This is a genomic window from Nocardioides jejuensis (assembly GCF_004337475.1).
Taxonomy (GTDB): Bacteria; Actinomycetota; Actinomycetes; order Propionibacteriales; family Nocardioidaceae; genus Nocardioides; species Nocardioides jejuensis.
Map to the genome: position 1 here is coordinate 89,321 of NZ_SJZJ01000004.1, position 17,225 is coordinate 106,545.

General features: G+C 70.3%; 17 protein-coding genes and 1 tRNA gene. 11 read left to right on the plus strand and 7 right to left on the minus strand.

Translation table 11 applies throughout. The annotated features are described in order from the left end of the window. Positions 1–37: 37 nt before the first annotated feature. Positions 38–1,162, minus strand: a complete 1,125-nt coding sequence (locus EPD65_RS03940; protein ID WP_131581862.1) for a citrate synthase 2 — start codon at positions 1,160–1,162, stop codon at positions 38–40. Between the two features lie 86 nt (positions 1,163–1,248). Between EPD65_RS03940 and pdxH the strand changes: the two genes are divergently transcribed. The 4 genes from pdxH to EPD65_RS03960 all read left to right on the plus strand — a co-directional run bounded on the left by pdxH (position 1,249) and on the right by EPD65_RS03960 (position 6,297). Continuing rightward, a complete protein-coding gene (pdxH, locus tag EPD65_RS03945) occupies positions 1,249–1,881 on the plus strand; it encodes a pyridoxamine 5'-phosphate oxidase (RefSeq protein WP_131581863.1) in 633 nt (210 codons plus the stop codon). Between the two features lie 111 nt (positions 1,882–1,992). Further along, entirely contained in the window at positions 1,993–2,574 is a 582-nt protein-coding gene (locus EPD65_RS03950; protein ID WP_131581864.1) for a TetR/AcrR family transcriptional regulator, read from the plus strand. 1 nt (position 2,575) lies between these two features. Beyond that, complete coding sequence (locus EPD65_RS03955; protein WP_131581865.1) at positions 2,576–4,309, plus strand: ABC transporter ATP-binding protein; 1,734 nt, start codon at positions 2,576–2,578, stop codon at positions 4,307–4,309. Further along, entirely contained in the window at positions 4,309–6,297 is a 1,989-nt protein-coding gene (locus EPD65_RS03960) for an ABC transporter ATP-binding protein (RefSeq protein WP_131581866.1), read from the plus strand. The genes EPD65_RS03955 and EPD65_RS03960 overlap by 1 nt, the downstream gene beginning before the upstream one ends. Positions 6,298–6,611: 314 nt before the next feature. Here EPD65_RS03960 and EPD65_RS03965 read toward each other — a convergent pair whose 3' ends face one another. Further along, positions 6,612–8,234: a glycoside hydrolase family 13 protein gene (locus tag EPD65_RS03965; RefSeq protein ID WP_131581867.1), complete on the minus strand. Its 1,623-nt coding sequence runs from the start codon at positions 8,232–8,234 to the stop codon at positions 6,612–6,614. A 63-nt stretch (positions 8,235–8,297) separates the two neighbouring features. Between EPD65_RS03965 and EPD65_RS03970 the strand changes: the two genes are divergently transcribed. Next, positions 8,298–8,984, plus strand: a complete 687-nt coding sequence (locus EPD65_RS03970; protein WP_131581868.1) for an iron-dependent transcriptional repressor DtxR — start codon at positions 8,298–8,300, stop codon at positions 8,982–8,984. Between the two features lie 136 nt (positions 8,985–9,120). Here the strand turns inward: EPD65_RS03970 and EPD65_RS03975 are convergent, their stop codons facing one another. Next, positions 9,121–9,390 (minus strand): DUF2277 domain-containing protein, encoded by a 270-nt coding sequence (locus tag EPD65_RS03975; protein ID WP_131581869.1) that lies wholly within the window; start codon positions 9,388–9,390, stop codon positions 9,121–9,123. 66 nt (positions 9,391–9,456) lie between these two features. Further along, a complete protein-coding gene (locus EPD65_RS03980) occupies positions 9,457–11,379 on the minus strand; it encodes a beta-propeller domain-containing protein (RefSeq protein WP_131581870.1) in 1,923 nt (640 codons plus the stop codon). 66 nt (positions 11,380–11,445) lie between these two features. Here EPD65_RS03980 and EPD65_RS03985 point away from each other — a divergent pair, with 66 nt between their 5' ends. Beyond that, entirely contained in the window at positions 11,446–12,618 is a 1,173-nt protein-coding gene (locus EPD65_RS03985; RefSeq protein ID WP_131581871.1) for a saccharopine dehydrogenase family protein, read from the plus strand. Between the two features lie 10 nt (positions 12,619–12,628). Here the strand turns inward: EPD65_RS03985 and EPD65_RS03990 are convergent, their stop codons facing one another. Both EPD65_RS03990 and EPD65_RS03995 read right to left on the minus strand, forming a co-directional pair. Then, the gene (locus EPD65_RS03990) at positions 12,629–13,477 is read right to left on the minus strand and encodes a class I SAM-dependent methyltransferase (protein WP_131581872.1); all 849 of its coding nucleotides are present in this window, start codon (positions 13,475–13,477) and stop codon (positions 12,629–12,631) included. 37 nt (positions 13,478–13,514) lie between these two features. Then, a tRNA-Arg gene (locus EPD65_RS03995) sits at positions 13,515–13,590 on the minus strand. A gap of 175 nt (positions 13,591–13,765) precedes the next feature. Between EPD65_RS03995 and EPD65_RS04000 the strand changes: the two genes are divergently transcribed. From EPD65_RS04000 to EPD65_RS04020, 5 genes are all read left to right on the plus strand, one after another. After that, entirely contained in the window at positions 13,766–14,950 is a 1,185-nt protein-coding gene (locus tag EPD65_RS04000; RefSeq protein ID WP_131581873.1) for an LCP family protein, read from the plus strand. Continuing rightward, positions 14,947–15,135 carry a hypothetical protein gene (locus tag EPD65_RS04005; protein WP_131581874.1) on the plus strand — a complete coding sequence of 63 codons (189 nt, stop codon included), beginning with the start codon at positions 14,947–14,949 and terminating at the stop codon, positions 15,133–15,135. The genes EPD65_RS04000 and EPD65_RS04005 overlap by 4 nt, the downstream gene beginning before the upstream one ends. Positions 15,136–15,195: 60 nt before the next feature. Next, the gene (locus EPD65_RS04010) at positions 15,196–15,837 is read left to right on the plus strand and encodes an SAF domain-containing protein (RefSeq protein WP_131581875.1); all 642 of its coding nucleotides are present in this window, start codon (positions 15,196–15,198) and stop codon (positions 15,835–15,837) included. Positions 15,838–15,897: 60 nt separating this feature from the next. Next, complete coding sequence (locus EPD65_RS04015) at positions 15,898–16,233, plus strand: MscL family protein (protein ID WP_131581876.1); 336 nt, start codon at positions 15,898–15,900, stop codon at positions 16,231–16,233. A gap of 77 nt (positions 16,234–16,310) precedes the next feature. Continuing rightward, on the plus strand, positions 16,311–16,535 hold the full coding sequence (locus tag EPD65_RS04020; RefSeq protein ID WP_131581877.1) for an FmdB family zinc ribbon protein: 225 nt from the start codon (positions 16,311–16,313) through the stop codon (positions 16,533–16,535). A 42-nt stretch (positions 16,536–16,577) separates the two neighbouring features. Here EPD65_RS04020 and EPD65_RS04025 read toward each other — a convergent pair whose 3' ends face one another. Then, positions 16,578–17,222: a 5-formyltetrahydrofolate cyclo-ligase gene (locus EPD65_RS04025; RefSeq protein WP_131581878.1), complete on the minus strand. Its 645-nt coding sequence runs from the start codon at positions 17,220–17,222 to the stop codon at positions 16,578–16,580. Positions 17,223–17,225 lie beyond the last annotated feature (3 nt).

Below are 17,225 nucleotides of genomic sequence, written 5' to 3' on the forward strand. Positions count from 1 at the left end.
CCCCGCAGTGCGGAACCGGCCCCTCAGGGAGATTTGCTTACAGCGCCCACTCGGCCTTGTAGCCGGCGACCTCGGAGGCCGGTCGCGTCGCCGGGCCGGTGTAGACCGCCGACGGGCGGATCAGGCGACCGGTCGTCTTCTGCTCGAGGATGTGCGCCGACCAGCCACCCGTGCGGGCACAGGTGAACATCGAGGTGAACATGTTGGCCGGGACCTCGGCGAAGTCGAGGACGATCGCGGCCCAGAACTCGACGTTGGTCTCGAGGACGCGGTCGGGGCGACGCTCGCGGAGCTCGGCCAACGCGGCCTGCTCCAGGGCCTCGGCGACCTCGTAGCGCTCGGCACCGAGCTCCTTCGCCGTACGACGCAGGACGCGGGCGCGGGGGTCCTCGGCGCGGTAGACGCGGTGGCCGAAGCCCATGAGGCGCTCGCCGGAGTCGAGGAGGTTCTTGACGTACTTGCGCGCGTCACCCTGCTGCTCGACCTCCTCGATCATGCCGAGGACGCGGGACGGGGCGCCGCCGTGGAGCGGGCCGGACATCGCGCCGATGGCGCCGGAGAGCGCAGCGGCGACGTCAGCACCGGTGGAGGTGATGACGCGGGCGGTGAACGTCGAGGCGTTCATGCCGTGCTCGGCAGCGGAGCTCCAGTAGGCGTCGATCGCCTTGGCGTGACGCGGGTCCGCCTCGCCCCGCCAGCGGATGAGGAACTTCTCGGCGAGGGTCTTGCCCTCGTCGACGAGCTTCTGCGAGACGACGGGCGTCCCGACGCCGCGGGCCGACTGGCCGGCCCAGGCGAGCACCATGACGGCGGCGCGGCCGAGGTCCTCGCGGACCTTCTCCGGCGTCGAGTCGTAGGTGTAGGTGATGCCGAACGCGGGGGCGAGCTGGGCGATCGCGGACTGCAGGTCGACGCGCACGTCGCCGGTGTGGACCGGGAGCGAGTACGCCTCGGCGGGCTGGAGGCCCGGGTCGAAGGTGCCGTCGACGAGGAGGCCCCAGACCTTCTCGAACGGGATGCGGCCCGCGATCTCCTCGATGTCCACGCCGCGGTAACGCAGCGCGGAGCCCTCCTTGTCGGGCTCGGCGATCTCGGTCGCGAAGGCGACGACGCCCTCAAGGCCCTCGTGGACGACGGGGCCGGTGTTCTCCGCGGCAGTCATGGGTGCTCCTTGCTCAACGCGGTCTGGAATGTGCGGCCGCGCCTTGATCGGAAAGGCGGCCTTCCGCATTCAAGCATCATGGAGTCATGGACGAGCAACTGCCCACCCTCCGGTCCGAGTACGCCGCACGCTCGCTCGTCGAGGCAGACCTCCCGGCTGACCCGATGGATCTCTTCCGTGACTGGTTCGTCGATGCGCGTGAGCTGACCGAGCCCAACGCGATGGTGGTCGCCACCGTCTCGGCCGACGGTCAGCCGTCGAGCCGGATCGTGCTGCTCAAGGGTCTGGACCAGCAGGGCTTCCACTTCTTCACCAACCAGCGCTCCCGCAAGGGGGAGGAGCTGGCCGCCAACCCGCGCTGTGCGCTCCTCTTCCCGTGGCACGGGCTGCGCCGGCAGGTGCGGGTCGAGGGCGTGGCGACGCCGTTGAGCCGCGCCGAGATCGACGCCTACTTCCACCAGCGTCCGCGCGGCGCGCAGCTCGGGGCCCTGGCCTCGCCGCAGTCGCAGCCGGTCACGCTCGAGGAGCTCAACCAGCGCTTCGCCGACGCCGACGCGGCGTACCCGGAGGAGGTGCCGGTGCCCGACGGCTGGGGTGGGTACGCCGTCCGCCCGCACGCGATCGAGTTCTGGCAGGGCGGGGTGAACCGCCTCCACGACCGGTTCCGCTACACGCTGACCGAGGCCGGCACGTGGGCCGTGGAGCGCCTGGCCCCCTGACGCCGACATGGCAGAAGTGGCCGTCGAGATGGCAGAAAGTTCTGCCATCTCGACGAAAAGAACTGCCCTCTCGACTTGTGAGTGAGCGCTCACTCACTTAGAGTGGTTGGCATGTCCAGACGTGCCGCACGCATGACCGCCGATGACCGGCGTACCCAGTTGATCGAGGTGACCCTGCCGCTCCTGCGGGAGCACGGGCGCGCCACGACCACCCGGCAGATCGCCGAGGCCGCGGGGATCGCGGAGGGCACGATCTTCCGCGCCTTCGAGACGAAGGACGAGCTCTTCCTCTGCGCGCTGGAGCAGGCGTTCGACCCGAGCGACCTGATCGAGCGCACCGAGGCGATCGACCTGTCCCTGCCCCTGCGGGAGCGGATGGTCGCGGCGGTGACGCTGCTCCAGGAGCGGTTCAACTCGATGTTCACGCTGATGGCGCGCATGGGGATGCTCCAGCCGCCGCGCGCCAAGCGGCACACCGAGGAGCTCCGCGCCCGCGGTCTCGCCGCCATCGAGGCGCTCCTCGCCCCGGACGCGGAGGCCTTCCGCGTCGACGTACCCCAGGTGGCGCACACCCTGCGCCTGCTGACCTTCTCGGGCAGCCACCCCCACCTCACCGAGGGCCGGCTGCTCTCACCCGACCAGATCGTCGATGTCGTCCTGCACGGCACCCTCGCCCCCACCAAGGAGAAGTGAGTTGCTGATCCAGCTCCTGCGCACCCAGCTGCGCCCCTACCGGACGTGGCTGACCCTCGTGGTCGCGCTGCAGTTCCTGAGCACGCTCGCGATGCTCTTCCTGCCCCACATCAACGCCAAGATCATCGACCAGGGCGTCGCCCGGGGCGACGTCGGCTACATCTGGAGCATGGGCGGCGTCATGCTCGCCGTCAGCCTCGGACAGATCCTCTGCTCGGTCATCGCGGTCTGGTTCTCCGCGCGTACGTCGATGGGCTTCGGCCGCGACGTCCGCCGCCAGGTCTTCCACCGCGTCGGCTCCTTCTCGAGCCGGGAGATCGCGCAGTTCGGCGCCCCGTCGCTGATCACGCGCGGCACCAACGACGTGCAGCAGGTGCAGATGCTCGTGCTGATGGGCCTGACCATGCTGGTCAGCGCCCCGATCATGATGGCCGGCGGCATCATCATGGCGATGCGTGAGGAGCTCGGACTCTCGTGGCTGCTCGCCATCACCGTGCCGGCGCTGCTGGTCACGGTCGGCTTCATCATCAGCCGCATGGTGCCGGGCTTCAAGGTCATGCAGGTCCGCATCGACACCGTGAACCGGATCCTGCGCGAGCAGGTCACCGGCATCCGCGTCGTACGGGCGTTCGTGCGGGAGCCGGAGGAGAAGGCGCGCTTCGCCGCGGCCAACGAGGACCTGACCGTCGTCGCCCGCAGCACCGGCCGCTGGATGGGCACGATGTTCCCCACGGTCATGCTGATCATGAACGTCTCGATCGTCGGCGTGTACTGGTTCGGCGGTCACCGCATCGACAGCGGCGAGATGCAGATCGGCTCGCTGACGGCGTTCATGAGCTATCTGATGCAGATCCTGATGAGCGTCATGATGGCGACGTTCATGCTGGTCCAGGTGCCGCGTGCGGCCGTCTGTGCCGAGCGCATTTCCGAGGTCCTGGACACGGACGCGTCGGTGCGTCCGCCGGTCGCTCCGGTGACGCTGGAGGACCCGCGCGGCATGGTCACCTTCGACGGTGTCGGCTTCGCCTACCCGGGCGCGGGGGACCCCGTGCTGACCGACATCTCGTTTACGGCGCTGCCCGGGCAGACGACGGCGTTCGTCGGCTCGACCGGCGCCGGCAAGTCGACGCTCGTCGACCTCGTCCCTCGTCTGTACGACGCGACGGCCGGCGCCGTCCGTGTCGACGGTGTCGACGTGCGCGATCTCGACCCCGAGGCGTTGTGGTCGCTGATCGGGATCGTCCCGCAGAAGTCGTTCCTCTTCAGCGGCACCGTGCGCAGCAACCTGCAGGTCGGCAAGGGCGACGCTACGGATGAGGAGATGTGGGCGGCGCTGCGCGTCGCGCAGGGTGAGGACTTCGTCCGCGCGCTGCCCGAGGGCCTCGACGCCCCGGTCGCCCAGGGTGGCAGCAACTTCTCCGGCGGCCAGCGCCAGCGCCTCGCGATCGCGCGGGCCCTCGTGCGCAAGCCGAAGATCGTCGTCTTCGACGACTCGTTCTCGGCGCTCGACGTCGCGACCGACGCACGCCTGCGCCGGGCCCTGCCCGAGGTCACGTCGGAGTCGACCGTGCTCCTGGTCGCCCAGCGGGTCAGCTCGATCCTCGATGCCGACCAGATCGTCGTCCTCGACGACGGCCGCATCGTCGGCGTGGGCACGCACCACTCGTTGCTCGAGGAGTGCCCCACGTACCAGGAGATCGTCCGGTCCCAGCTGACCGAGGAGGAGGTGGCCTGATGAGCACCACTGCCAACAAGCCCGCGGGCCAGATGAAGCAGACCGAGCGCGTCGTGATGGGCGGCGGCCCCGGCCGCGGCGGTCCGTTCGGCGGCGGCCAGGTCGGTCAGAAGGCCAGCGACTTCAAGCCGTCGCTGAAGCGGTTGCTGCGCCGGATGGCACCCGACCGCGCGCGCATCGCGGGCGTCGTGCTCCTCGGTGTCGTCTCGGTAGCCTTCTCGGTGATCGCGCCGAAGATCCTCGGTCACGCGACCGACCTGATCTTCCAGGGTCTCTTCGGCAACCGCCTGGGCGCCGAGCACGCCACGAAGGAACAAGCCGTCGAGGCCGCGCGGGCAGCCGGCGACGGCACCTTCGCCGACATGCTCTCGAAGCTGGACGTCGTCCCCGGCGTCGGCGTCGACTTCGGCGCCGTCGGCTCGGTCCTGCTGATCGTGCTCGCGGTCTACGTCGCGTCGGCGCTCGCGGGCTGGCTCCAGGGCTGGTTCGTCACCGACGTCGTCCAGCGCACGGTCTCGGACCTGCGCGAGGAGGTCGAGCAGAAGCTGCACCGCCTGCCGCTCGGCTACTTCGACCGCCAGCCGCGCGGCGAGCTGCTCTCGCGGGTGACGAATGACATCGACAACCTGTCCCAGTCGCTCCAGCAGACCCTGGCCCAGCTGCTCACCTCGATCCTCACCGTCGTCGGCGTGCTCGGGATGATGTTCTGGATCTCGCCGCTGCTGGCCGTCATCTCGCTGGCTGCCGTGCCGCTGACGATGATCATCAGCAAGCAGGTCATGGGCCGCTCGCAGGGGCTCTTCGTCGAGCAGTGGCGGCGCACGGGTGCGCTCAACGCGCAGATCGAGGAGACCTTCTCCGGTCACGCGCTGGTGCGGGTCTACGGCCGGCTGCCGGAGGCCGAGGAGCGGTTCGCCGAGCAGAACGAGGCGCTCTTCAAGGCCTCCTTCGGTGCCCAGTTCGTGAGCGGCCTGATCATGCCGCTGATGATGTTCGTCGGAAACCTCAACTACGTGATCGTCGCCGTTGTCGGTGGCCTCAAGGTGGCGTCGGGTTCGATGAGCCTGGGTGACGTGCAGGCGTTCATCCAGTACTCGCGCCAGTTCACCCAGCCGCTGACCCAGGTCGCCTCGATGGCGAACCTGCTGCAGTCGGGCGTGGCGTCGGCCGAGCGGGTCTTCGAGCTGCTCGACGCCGAGGAGGAGTCCGAGGAGCCGGCCGCGACCGGCGGCCCGGGCGTCACCCGGGGCGCGGTCCGCTTCGAGGACGTCGCCTTCTCGTACGACGAGGACCGGCCGCTCATCGAGGACCTCTCGCTCGACGTCCAGCCGGGGCAGACCGTCGCCATCGTCGGCCCGACCGGTGCCGGCAAGACGACGCTGGTCAACCTGATCCTGCGGTTCTACGAGCTCAACGGCGGACGGATCACGCTCGACGGCGTGGACATCGCCGGCATGCAGCGCCGCGAGCTCCGCGACCGGATCGGCATGGTCCTGCAGGACACCTGGCTCTTCGAGGGCACCATCCGCGACAACATCGCCTACGGCCGCCCTTCCGCGACCGAGGAGGAGATCCTCGAGGCGGCGAAGGCGACGTTCGTGGACCGCTTCGTGCACTCGCTGCCGGAGGGCTACGACACGGTGATCTCGGGTGACGGTGGCTCGGTGTCGGCCGGTGAGCGTCAGCTGATCACGATCGCGCGGGCCTTCCTGTCGGACCCGGCGCTGCTGATCCTCGACGAGGCCACCTCGTCGGTCGACACCCGGACGGAGCTGCTGCTGCAGCACGCGATGGCGGCGCTGCGGTCTGATCGGACCAGCTTCGTCATCGCGCACCGGCTCTCCACGATCCGCGACGCCGACCTGATCCTCGTGATGGAGGACGGCCGGATCGTCGAGCAGGGCTCGCACGTCCACCTGCTCGAGGCCGACGGCGCGTATGCCGCGCTGTACCGCTCGCAGTTCGAGTCGGCGGTGGACGCCGCCTGACGCCCCTTCGTCGAAACCCGGGTTTTGGTCCGCCGAAACCCGGGTTTTGGCGTCATGAAGCGCGGGTTGTGGTGCGGAAAACCCGTCGACTCCCGGTGTCCTGCGGCGTACCGTCGAAGGACACGAGAAGGGAGGTGGTCCGCCAGATGATTTCTACAAGGACGCGTGAGGTGGCTGCGCGCTAGCGCACGCACAGGTGGCGTCGCCGCTGTGCTCATCAGCTGCTGGCGAATCCACCGCGGTCACCGCGACCCGCAGGCCCCGGCCCTCGTCCTGGCCGGTTCCATGGCCTGCGGGTCGTGCGCATTTCTCGCTCAGTCGTGCAGGATCCAGGTCGCCGTGTCGGCGTCGCCCGGACGGTCGCCGCTGCACAGCAGCACCTCGCCGTCGGCCAGCAGAGCGCGCAGTCGCTCGGCCCCGATCGACGTGTCCGCGGTGTTGAGGTGGCACACGAGCCGGCCCCGCCGGATCACGAGCTCGGTCGGGGTGCCCTCGACCTCCAGCTGCGGATCGGTGCCGCCGAAGCCGGCCAGCACCTCGCGGCGTACGGCGAGGACCCGGCGTACCCACTCGAGGGTGGAGTCCGCGACGCCGGTCTGGGCCTCGACCGAGAGGTCGGTCCACTCCTCGGGCTGGGGGAGCCACGGCTGCCCGTCGCCCGGCCCGAAGCCGTAGGGCGGCTTGCTGCCGGACCACGGCATCGGCACGCGGCACCCGTCGCGGCCGCCGCGTCCCGGCACGTTCGCCCGGGGGTCCTGACGGAGGTGGGGCGGTACGTCGACCTGCGGGAGGCCGAGCTCCTCGCCCTGGTGGATGTACGCCGACCCGGGCAGCGCCAGCATCGTCAGGAGCGCCGCACGCCAGCGGGCAAGCCCGAGGTCGCCGCCGCCGTAGCGGGTGACCGGGCGGACCACGTCGTGGTTGCCGAGCACCCACGTCGGCGCAGGCACGACAGACAGCGTCTGCTCGATCACCGCGCGGAACGCCTCCGCCGACCAGGGTGCAGCGAGCCAGTGGAAGTTGAACGCCTGCTGCAGCTCGTCGGGGCGCACGAAGTCGGCGATGTCCTCGGGGTCGCGGACCCAGGCCTCGGCGATCGCCATCCGGTCTCCGTCGTACGCCGCGAGGAGCTGGTGCCAGTGCCGGTAGACCTCGTGCACCTCGGGCTGGTTCCACATCGGGGTGTGGGAGGGCCGCTGGGTGATCAGTGACTCGCCGGGGTCGGCGGACTCGCCGGGCGCGAGCTGCTGGTCAGGGAGCCCGGGGGCCTTGAAGAGCCCGTGGGCGACGTCGATGCGGATTCCGTCGACGCCCCGGTCGAGCCAGAACCGCAGGATCCGCTCGAACTCGGCCGGAACGTCGGGGTGGTGCCAGTCGAGGTCGGGCTGGGAGGTGTCGAAGAGGTGGAGGTACCACTCGCCGGGCTCGTTGACATCGGCAGGAACCCGGGTCCACGCGGGGCCCTCGAAGCGCGAGATCCAGTTGTTGGGCGGGCCCTCCACGCCGTCGGGGCCGATCCGCCCCGGACGGAAGAGGTAGCGCTCACGCTCGGCCGAGCCCGGCCCGGCTGCCAGCGCTGCCTGGAACCACGGGTGCTCGCTCGAGGTGTGGTTGGGCACCAGGTCGACGATCACCCGCAGCCCCAGCTCGTGGGCGCGCGCCAGCAGGTCGTCGGCGTCGGAGAGCTGTCCGAAGAGGGGGTCGACGTCGTAGTAGTTGCTGACGTCGTAGCCGTGATCGGCCTGCGGAGACGCGTAGAAGGGCGTGATCCAGAGGGCGTCCACGCCCAGGTTCCGCAGGTACGGGAGCCGGGACGTGATGCCCGGCAGGTCGCCCACACCGTCGCCGTCGGAGTCGGCGAACGAGCGGACGTAGACCTGGTAGACGACGCCGTGGAGCCACCACGGGTCCGTGCCCTGTGTCGTCGGAGCGCTCATGCCTCGACTGTGCCAGAGCCCTGTGAACGCCGCGTGTCGCGGGGATGGGGAATGATGGGTGCCGTGAGCGACCTCATCGACACCACCGAGATGTACCTCCGCACGATCTACGAACTGATCGAGGAGGGGATCGTCCCGCTGCGCGCCCGCATCGCCGAGCGCCTGCACCAGAGCGGTCCGACCGTCTCCCAGACCGTTGCCCGCCTCGAGCGCGACGGCCTGCTCACCGTCGAGGGCGACCGCCACCTCGAGCTCACCGAGACCGGCCGCCAGCTCGCCACGCGGGTCATGCGCAAGCACCGTCTGGCCGAGCGCCTGCTCACCGACGTGATCGGCCTCGACTGGGAGCTCGTGCACGCCGAGGCCTGCCGCTGGGAGCACGTCATCTCCGAGCAGGTCGAACGCCGCCTCCTCGAGCTGCTCGGCAACCCCACCGAGTCGCCGTACGGCAACCCGATCCCGGGCCTCGAAGAGCTCGGCCAGGAGGGTGAGGCCGACGACTTCATGGACGGCGTCGAGCCGCTGGCCGCGATCACCGGCCCCGGCGAGGTCCGCGTGCTGGTGCGTCGTATCTCCGAGGAGACGCAGAAGGACGAGGCGCTGATGTCGGCGCTGCGTCGCGTCGGCGCTCTGCCCGGCCAGACCGTCACCGCCGCCCCGACCCGCGAGGGCGTCCTCGTCGGCTCCGGCGGCGAGACCGCGGAGGTCATGCTCGACTCCGCCGACCACATCTTCGTCAGCCGCCGCTGACCTGTTCGGCCCCGGGTCCGCCGGTCCTCCGGCTGGCGCCTACCCGGCTTCGGGCTCGCTCGCTGCGCTCGCTAACACCCTCAAGTGCCGGGCAGACCCCACCCTGCGGCCCGGCGGAGCGTGGTCGTCGGGCGTCTCAGCTGCCGTAGCGCAGCTGTGCCCGGGCCTTTGCCTTGGCGGCCTCGGTGGCACGGTCCTTCGGCGGCGCGTTGGTGACGAGCCGGTCGAGCAGGTGCTGAGTGATGTGCGCGATCCCGTGCACGGCCTCGTCGAACGCAGCCTGGTTGGCCTGCGACGGCTTCACGGTGCCGCTGACCTTGCGGACGAACTGGATGGCTGCCGCAGTCACCTCGTCGGAGGTGGCCGGCGGCTCGAAGTTGTTGAGGGGGCGGATGTTGCGGCACATGCCTTCACGGTAGCCCGGAGTCGTCCGCCTGAGGCCTACCAATTGCTAGGCCTCAGACGGACGACCTCAGAGGAAGCGGGCGGAGTCCTCGGTCACCAGCGCGACGCGTCCGTCCGGAAGCGGGACGGTACGGAGCGCGGCGACGTCGTCGTACCCCTCGGTGCCCTTGAGGTTGTGGCGCTTCAGCGAGCCGTCGGCGCCGACCTTCAGGACGGAGACCCAGCCGGTCATGCCGCCCGTCCGGCCGTACCGCGCGATCACCGTGTACGCCGTGTGGCTGGCCGGCACCCAAGTGAACTGGCGCGGGTCCTGGCCGGCCATGACCTGGATGTTCTGCGCGTAGGTGTTCTGCCCCTGGCGCACGGGGTGCTTCGGGTCGGTGAGGTCGAAGACGGCCACCTTGCCGCCGCGGCTCATGCCCTGGTCATCGGCGTCGATGCCGAGCCCGAGGATCTTGTGGTCGCCGATCGGGTGCAGGTAGTCGGAGTAGCCGGGCACCTTGAGCGAGCCGAGTGCCTTCGGGTGGGCGGGGTGCGAGAGGTCGACGGCGTACAGCGGGTCGACCTGGCGGAAGGTCACCAGCACGGCCAGGTCGTCGAACCAGCGCACGGACTGGATCTGCTCGCCGATGCCGAGCCGGTCGACGCGACCGAGCGGCTCGAGCGACCCCTTTGCCTCGCGCAGCGTCACCACCGAGTTCCAGTCACCTGTCTGGCTCGTCGGACTGACGGCGACCCGCAGGGTGCCGTCGACCGCATCCATCGCCCAGCGGTCGTCGACGTTGCCCTCCACCTCCCCGCTCCCGAGGTACGACGCATCGGTGCCGTCGAGCCGGAACGCGTGGATCTGCGTGGTGCCGTCCGCGCTGCCACCGCCGGGCCACGGGCCGGGCATGATCCGGTGGACGAGCGGCCCCACGCAGTCCATACAGCCGCCGCTGAAGCCGGACGTCGCGAGATAGAGCCGGTCGGTCGACGAGTAGACGATCTGGGACCCGGTCGCCACCCCCGTGGATGACCGGACCTCAGGCGTCGACCCCGACCAGCCGACGATCGACACCGTGCCGGCGCTGGTGAAGTCCTCGGGACGTGCCATGTCGGCGCAGTCCACGACCTGCTTCGTGCTGCCTCCGTCGGTGAGCGACGGCAGCCAGTCGCTGATCGTCGAGTGCGCGAGGACCTGGCGGTTCTTCGCCAGAGCCTCCTTCTCGGTGAGGCTGCCCTGCGGGCTCACGAAGTCGAGCATCGGCAGTCCGGTGCCGAGCACGAGCCGGACCGTGTCGCCGTACTGGCGCGCGGACAGCAGGTTCGCGGCGTACGACGTGGAGTCGGTGATCTTCGGCGAACCCGGCGTGGAGAGGTCGACCGTGTCGACGCGCGTGCTGGCGGTGCCGGTGGCGTCCCACCGCTGGGAGAACACGACGGCGTCGTCGCCGACGAGCAGGAGCTCCGGCTGGGCCTTCTGGTTGCCGGGGAGGTCGAGGCGCGCGATGCGCTTCGGGGCCTTGCCGGTGACGTCGTAGACGACCAGATCGTCGCCGACCATCCGCAGCAGCACCGAGCCGTTGGTCTTCACGACGTCGGGCTCGTCGACGCCCGACTCCTGGACGTTGGTGCCGGTGGCGCTGGAGCTCTGGCTGTTGAGCGACTTCCCGGCGGCGGCCGCTTCGGGGGCGGCCGCGGTGCCCGCCAGGTCGGCCCGGTTCATCAGGAGATCGGTCGCGCCGTACATGATCCCGCCGCCCCATCCCCACGCGGTGACGAGGTCGCGGGTGTTGTCGACGTACCAGCCGAGGAGGCTGTCACAGTCACCCGCGGCGACGAGGGAGAGGTCGCCCGCAGCGAGCGGGTGGCCGGCCGCGAGGGGCGGCGCCTTCGTGGCCCGGGGTGCGGGGGAGTCGGGGCCACCGACGCTGACGCCGAGCGCGAACGCCCCGCCCAGGGCGAGGGCCGCGACGCCCGTGATCGCGAGGGTCTTCGAGGTCTTCATGCACCTGTGACGCGCGGCACCGTGAAGCGGTTCCCGTCGCGCGGGGAGGTGCGGCAGAGTGGCTCCATGAGCACCGACCGCGAGTTCGACATCGTCCTCTTCGGCGCCACCGGCTTCACCGGTGGCCTGACCGCGGAGTACCTCGCCCGCAACGCCCCGGCCCGCCTGCGTTGGGCGCTCGCAGGCCGCAACGCCGCCAAGCTGGCCGCGGTCCGCGACCGGCTCGCCGGCATCGACCCGCGGCTGGAGACGATGGAGCTCGTGGTCGTCGACGCCGGCGACCAGGCGGCGCTCGAGCTCGTCGTGGCCCGCGCCAAGGCGGTCATCACCACGGTCGGCCCGTACCTGGCGCTCGGCGAGCCTCTCGTCGCCGCCTGTGCCGCCCAGGGCACCGACTACGTCGACCTGACCGGCGAGCCGGAGTTCGTCGACCGGATGTACATCAAGCACCACGCGGCCGCCGAGGCCAGCGGCGCTCGCATCGTCCACGCCTGCGGCTTCGACTCGATCCCGCACGACCTCGGCGCGTACTACACCGTCCAGCAGCTCGACACCTCAGGACCGGTGACGCTGCGCGGCGTCGTTCGGTCCGACGCGATGGCGTCCGGCGGCACCTTCCACTCGTTCCTCGGTGCGGCGAGCCGTGGGCGCCAGATGATGCAGGCGGCCAAGGAGCGCAAGGCCGTCGAGCCGCGCCCCGAAGGTCGGCGCAGCCGCGCCGTCGCCGGTCGTCCGACGCGCGACAAGTCGCTCGGCTACTGGCTGCTGCCGCTCCCGACCATCGACCCGATGGTGGTCGCCCGCAGCGGCGCGGCGCTGTCGTCGTACGGACCCGATTTCCGCTACTCGCACTTCGCCGGCACCAAGACCCTCCGGTACGCCGTCGGCGGCGCCGCCCTCGTCGGTTCCATCGCCACGGCGGCCCAGGTCAAGCCGCTGCGTGAGGCAATGGGCAAGCGGATGCCGCAGGGCGAGGGTCCGAGCGAGAAGAAGCGCAAGAAGTCGTGGTTCACCGTCGACTTCATCGGCGAGGCGGGTGGGCGCACGATCCACACGCGCGTGTCGGGCGGCGACCCTGGCTACACCGAGACGTCGAAGATGCTCGCCGAGTCGGCGCTCTGCCTCGTGTTCGACGCGAACCCGCCGACCGCGGGCATGGTCACCACCGCCCAGGCGATGGGGGAGTCGCTGATCGCTCGCCTGCAGGCGGCGGGCATCCGCTTCCAGGTGGTCAGCTGACCACCTGCGCTCAGATCTGCGCTTCGACCACGCGCACCAGACGGGCGCCGGCCCGGAGGTGCGGCGGCAGGTCCCACCGCTCCGCGTCGGGCCGGTGCAGCGTCGCCTCGCGGAAGCCTGCGTCGCGCAGAGCCTGCTCGGCGCTCGCCACGTCGGCGAAGTGGAAGTGGATCCGGCCGCGCACGAACGCCCCCAGGAGCGTTGAGAACGTCGTCAGCGCCGCGCTCCGGTTCTCCCCTGCGAGGTGCAGGTCGGAGAGGTACAGGCCAGCCGGGAAACGGTGCAGCTCCGTGGCGAGCCGGGCCCACAACCCGGTCACGGCCTCGGTCGGCAGGTAGTTGAGCAGCCCCTCGGTGATGACCGCGGTGCCGACCGTCGGGTCGAGCTGTGCCATGACCGAGGAGAGTGCGTGCGGGCCGGCGGTGGCGAGGGCGTCGAAGTCGACGACCCGGTGCGTCGCCGATCCGGGGCCGCCGACGCGCGCGAGCGCCTGGCGCTTCAGGGCCGCCATGCCGGGCAAGTCGGCCTCGACGTACGTCAGCTTGTCGCCGTACGTCGTCGCGTACTGGTGTCCACGCGGGGAGAGGCCGGCCGCGATCTCGACGACCTGACCGATCCGGCCGCTCTCGATCGCCTCGGTGAGCAGGGCATCCATCGCACGGTGCCGACCGAGGAGCAGCCCCTCCAGCGTCGGGCCGCCGGTCGCTGCGGAGGCGGCCATCGCCGGGCGGAGCCCGTTGTAGAGCACGGCGCCGGTGCGCGTGGCGAGGCCCGCGGGGCCGATGCCGTGGCGTGCCCAGACATAGCCCGTGTAGTGCGCAGTGGGGCTGATCGCCGCCGAGGTACGTCGCAGGGACATGTCGTGCCTTCCTCGCGCGCGACCCCACAGTCGTGCGTGGCGCCCCAGGCAGGATTCGAACCTGCGACACCCGCTTTAGGAGAGCGGTGCTCTGTCCCCTGAGCTACTAGGGCCACGTCCCGGACGGTGCTGCCAGCCGCGACGGCGTACATCCTTGCACGGTCCGATCGCGCCCACGGGCGGGGATGCTTTTGTCCGATCGCGCTGCACCCGTCACAATGCAAGGAACGTGCGGAGCCTTTCTGTCGGGGGAGGGGGTCACGCCGACTCCGACCCCGAAGGATTCCGTTGAGCCAGCTGAGCGCCGCCCGGCATCGCGCCGCTGCTTCGCGGCAGCACCACGTGCTCCGGATCTTCGGCTACTGCCTCCTGGCCCTGACCGTCGGGATGACGCTCTTCGTCTGCTTCACCTATCGCACGCTCAACGCGAACCTTCACGTCGTCGACCTCGACGGCCTGCTGTCGAACCGCCCGGCCAAGGTCAACACCGGTCCCAAGGGCCCGCTCAACATCCTCGTGATGGGGTCGGACTCGCGTGACGGCAAGGGCAACAACATCGACGGCCTGACCAACGAGGGCCAGCGCTCGGACACCACGATCATCGTGCACCTCTCCGCCGACCGGAAGCACGCGTACGGCGTCAGCCTGCCGCGCGACGCGATGGTCCAGCGTCCCGACTGCAAGAAGCGCAACGGCGACACGATCCCGGGCGGCTTCGACATGTTCAACGCTGCGTTCTCGTACGGCGGGCCGACCTGCACGATGCAGCAGGTCGAGCAGCTGACGGGCATCCGGATCGATGACTTCGTGGTGGTCGACTTCGGCGGCTTCAAGGACATGGTCGACGCCGTCCACGGCGTGAAGATCTGTGTGCCGGAGGACGTCGACGACACGGTCGGCAACATCCACCTCAAGGCCGGCACCCGCGTGGTCAAGGGCAACGAGGCGCTGGACTACGTGCGCGTGCGCCACGGCATCTCCGCCAACGGCGACATCGGCCGGATGAAGCGCCAGCAGGTCTTCATCGCCTCGATGATCAACAAGGTGATGAGCAAGGGCACGCTGACCAACCCGGTCCGCCTGATCAACTTCCTCAAGGCGGCGACCAAGTCGCTCACGGTCGACAAGGGCCTGGGCGACCTGAAGAAGATCGCTGACCTCGGGCTGCAGTTCAAGGGCATCAGCCTGGACGACATCAAGTTCATCACGGTGCCGTTCGAGGAGTACCCGCCGGACCACAACCGTCTGCAGTGGACCTCCGACGCCGACAACCTGTGGCGCAAGATCCGCAACGACCAGCCGCTGTCGAAGAAGCTCAGCTCCGACGCCGTGAGTGCCGGTGACGAGGGTGGCAAGGGCGACAAGGGCAAGCCCTCCTCGTCCGCCTCGCCGAGCTCGTCGCCGGGGGCGAACTCCACCACGGACGACGCCTCGCACGAGGAGATCGCCCGCGAGAACGGCCTCTGCACGTGAGCGACGAGCCCGTTCCGGAGATCGAGGCTGTCGAGACCGAGCCTGCGTGGAAGCGCAAGGCCCGTCTGGCTGCGGTCTTCGGTGACGTCCTGCCGGAGAGCACCGGCGACGACCGCGACGAGCAGCGCTCCGGCGGCACGTCGGAGGAGTGGCTCAAGCGTCAGGTGCCGCCGCACCACGGCTGAGCCTGTGCCTGCCTGTGGAGGACGCCAGCACGGGGCGGCGTGCCGTCCTAGCGTCGCGCCATGGACTTCTCGGGAGTACGCCGACGGCTCGCCGCCGCGCTGGGCGAGGTGCGCCGCACGATCCTCGTACGTCGCCGACTGTTGAGCGCGCTGTGCGCCGGTGTCGCGGTGCTGGCGACGGTGCGGGCGCTCGCGCCGCCACCTCCACGCATGGCCGCGACCCTGGTGGCGGCGCATGCGCTCGCCGCCGGTGACGTGGTCGGGCCGGCGGACGTCGCGAGCAAGGCGCTGCCCGTCGCTGCCGTGCCGGACGGTGCCGCGCGTGATCCCGTCGGGCGCACGCTGGCCGGCGCCATGGCGCCCGGAGAGGTGATCACCGATACGCGGCTGGTCGGCCCGACGTTGCTCGAGGGGCATGAGGGTTCCGTGGCGCTGCCGGTGCGCATCGCGGATGCCGACGTGGTGGCGCTGCTGCGGGTGGGTGACCGGGTGGATCTGTTCGCTGCCGACCCGGCCGCAGCGACGCCCTCGGGGACGCGGTTGCTGGAGGGTGGGCTGATCCTCGCTCTCCCGCGCTCCGCGGCTCGATCTGCGGATGGACAGAAGGGGAGCCTGGTGGTCATGGCGGTGACTCCGGACCAGGGAGCGGAGATCTCCGGCCACGCGGCGCGGGGTCTTTTGACCGTTGCCTTGTCCCGATAGTCTGCGACGGAGATCGCTCTGCTCGGTGCAGCGCGTACCGGTAATTTTGAAGGAGATCAGATGTCCGGTTTCAAGAACTTCCTCCTCCGTGGCAACCTCGTCGAGTTCGCTGTCGCGGTCATCATGGCGACCGCCTTCGGCAAGGTCGTTGCGGCGTTCGTCGCCTGGCTGACTGCCCAGCTTCCCGAGAAGTCGCTGAAGTACTTCGCTGACGACCCGAAGACCTTCGGTGCGTTCATCAACGCCCTGATCGCGTTCATCCTTCTGGGTGCGGTCGTCTACTTCTTCGTCGTCGTGCCGTACACGAAGGCGAAGGACCGCTTCTTCCCGGGCGAGGCCGCTGGCCCGTCGGAGGTCGAGCTCCTCACCCAGATCCGCGACTCGCTCGCCAAGTGATCTGACGCAGTGCCGTCTCGAGGCCCGTCTCCCGCGAGGGAGGCGGGCCTCGTGCGTTCCTCTAGAATGTCCGCACCATGCCGACCTATCAGTACGCCTGCACCGCGTGCGGGCACACGTTTGAGCAGTTCCAGAGTTTCAGCGAGGACGCGCTGACCGTCTGCCCCGAGTGCGACGGCAAGCTCCGCAAGGTCTTCAGCGCGGCCGGCGTCCACTTCAAGGGCTCTGGTTTCTACCGCACCGACTCGCGCACCAGCTCCTCCTCGAGCAGCAGCTCCAGCTCCAGCTCGTCTGCCTCCTGACGCGGAGAGGGCGCCGCAGCGGCGTTCTGCCGTGCTGCCCTGTCAGCGGAAGCGGGTCATGCCGGACGGCGTTGCCGCCGCGTGCACCGGTACGTCGTGCGGCTCGGCCGGTACGCGTGCCAGCACCTCACCGTCGTGGAGCAGCACGCAGACGAAGGCATCCGGAGCGACGCGGTTGAGCGTCCGGTCGTAGGAGCCGCCTCCGCGTCCCATGCGGAGTCCGTCGGCGCCGACCGCGAGGCCCGGCACTAGCACGACGTCGGCCGTGGCGATCGCGTCGACTCCCAGCCGCGGCCCGGTCGGCTCGAGCAGGCCGCGACCGGCGGAACGCAGCCCGCTGGCCGAATTGTCCGAAGGTGACCGTCCTGCCCTCGCGGCGGACGACTGTCCTGCCTCGGCGGGGGCCCACACCGCCCAGTCGAGGTCGTTGTCCGGCAGGAGCACCGGCAGGATCACGCGCTTGCCTGCTTCGTGCAGGCCGGCGAGCAGCGCGCCGGTGCCGGGCTCGGACCCGACGGAGACGTACGCCGCGACGGTGGCCGCCCGGCGTACCTCCGGAGTGGCGAGGACGACCTCCGCGAGTGAGCGGCCCGCAACCCCCAGTGAGGCGACGTCGAGCGAGCGGCGCGCAGCGAGAAGTTGGTCACGCAGCGCCCGCTTGGCGACCGTGACAGCGGGCTCCGACATGCG

Bases quoted from the DNA above. Each gene is read 5' to 3' on its own strand.
- EPD65_RS03940 (WP_131581862.1), bottom strand. From the start codon at position 1,162: ATGACTGCCGCGGAGAACACCGGCCCCGTCGTCCACGAGGGCCTTGAG.
- pdxH (WP_131581863.1), top strand. From the start codon at position 1,249: ATGGACGAGCAACTGCCCACCCTCCGGTCCGAGTACGCCGCACGCTCG.
- EPD65_RS03950 (WP_131581864.1), top strand. From the start codon at position 1,993: ATGTCCAGACGTGCCGCACGCATGACCGCCGATGACCGGCGTACCCAG.
- EPD65_RS03960 (WP_131581866.1), top strand. From the start codon at position 4,309: ATGAGCACCACTGCCAACAAGCCCGCGGGCCAGATGAAGCAGACCGAG.
- EPD65_RS03965 (WP_131581867.1), bottom strand. From the start codon at position 8,234: ATGAGCGCTCCGACGACACAGGGCACGGACCCGTGGTGGCTCCACGGC.
- EPD65_RS03975 (WP_131581869.1), bottom strand. From the start codon at position 9,390: ATGTGCCGCAACATCCGCCCCCTCAACAACTTCGAGCCGCCGGCCACC.
- EPD65_RS03980 (WP_131581870.1), bottom strand. From the start codon at position 11,379: ATGAAGACCTCGAAGACCCTCGCGATCACGGGCGTCGCGGCCCTCGCC.
- EPD65_RS03985 (WP_131581871.1), top strand. From the start codon at position 11,446: ATGAGCACCGACCGCGAGTTCGACATCGTCCTCTTCGGCGCCACCGGC.
- EPD65_RS03990 (WP_131581872.1), bottom strand. From the start codon at position 13,477: ATGTCCCTGCGACGTACCTCGGCGGCGATCAGCCCCACTGCGCACTAC.
- EPD65_RS04010 (WP_131581875.1), top strand. From the start codon at position 15,196: ATGGACTTCTCGGGAGTACGCCGACGGCTCGCCGCCGCGCTGGGCGAG.
- EPD65_RS04015 (WP_131581876.1), top strand. From the start codon at position 15,898: ATGTCCGGTTTCAAGAACTTCCTCCTCCGTGGCAACCTCGTCGAGTTC.
- EPD65_RS04020 (WP_131581877.1), top strand. From the start codon at position 16,311: ATGCCGACCTATCAGTACGCCTGCACCGCGTGCGGGCACACGTTTGAG.
- EPD65_RS04025 (WP_131581878.1), bottom strand. From the start codon at position 17,222: ATGTCGGAGCCCGCTGTCACGGTCGCCAAGCGGGCGCTGCGTGACCAA.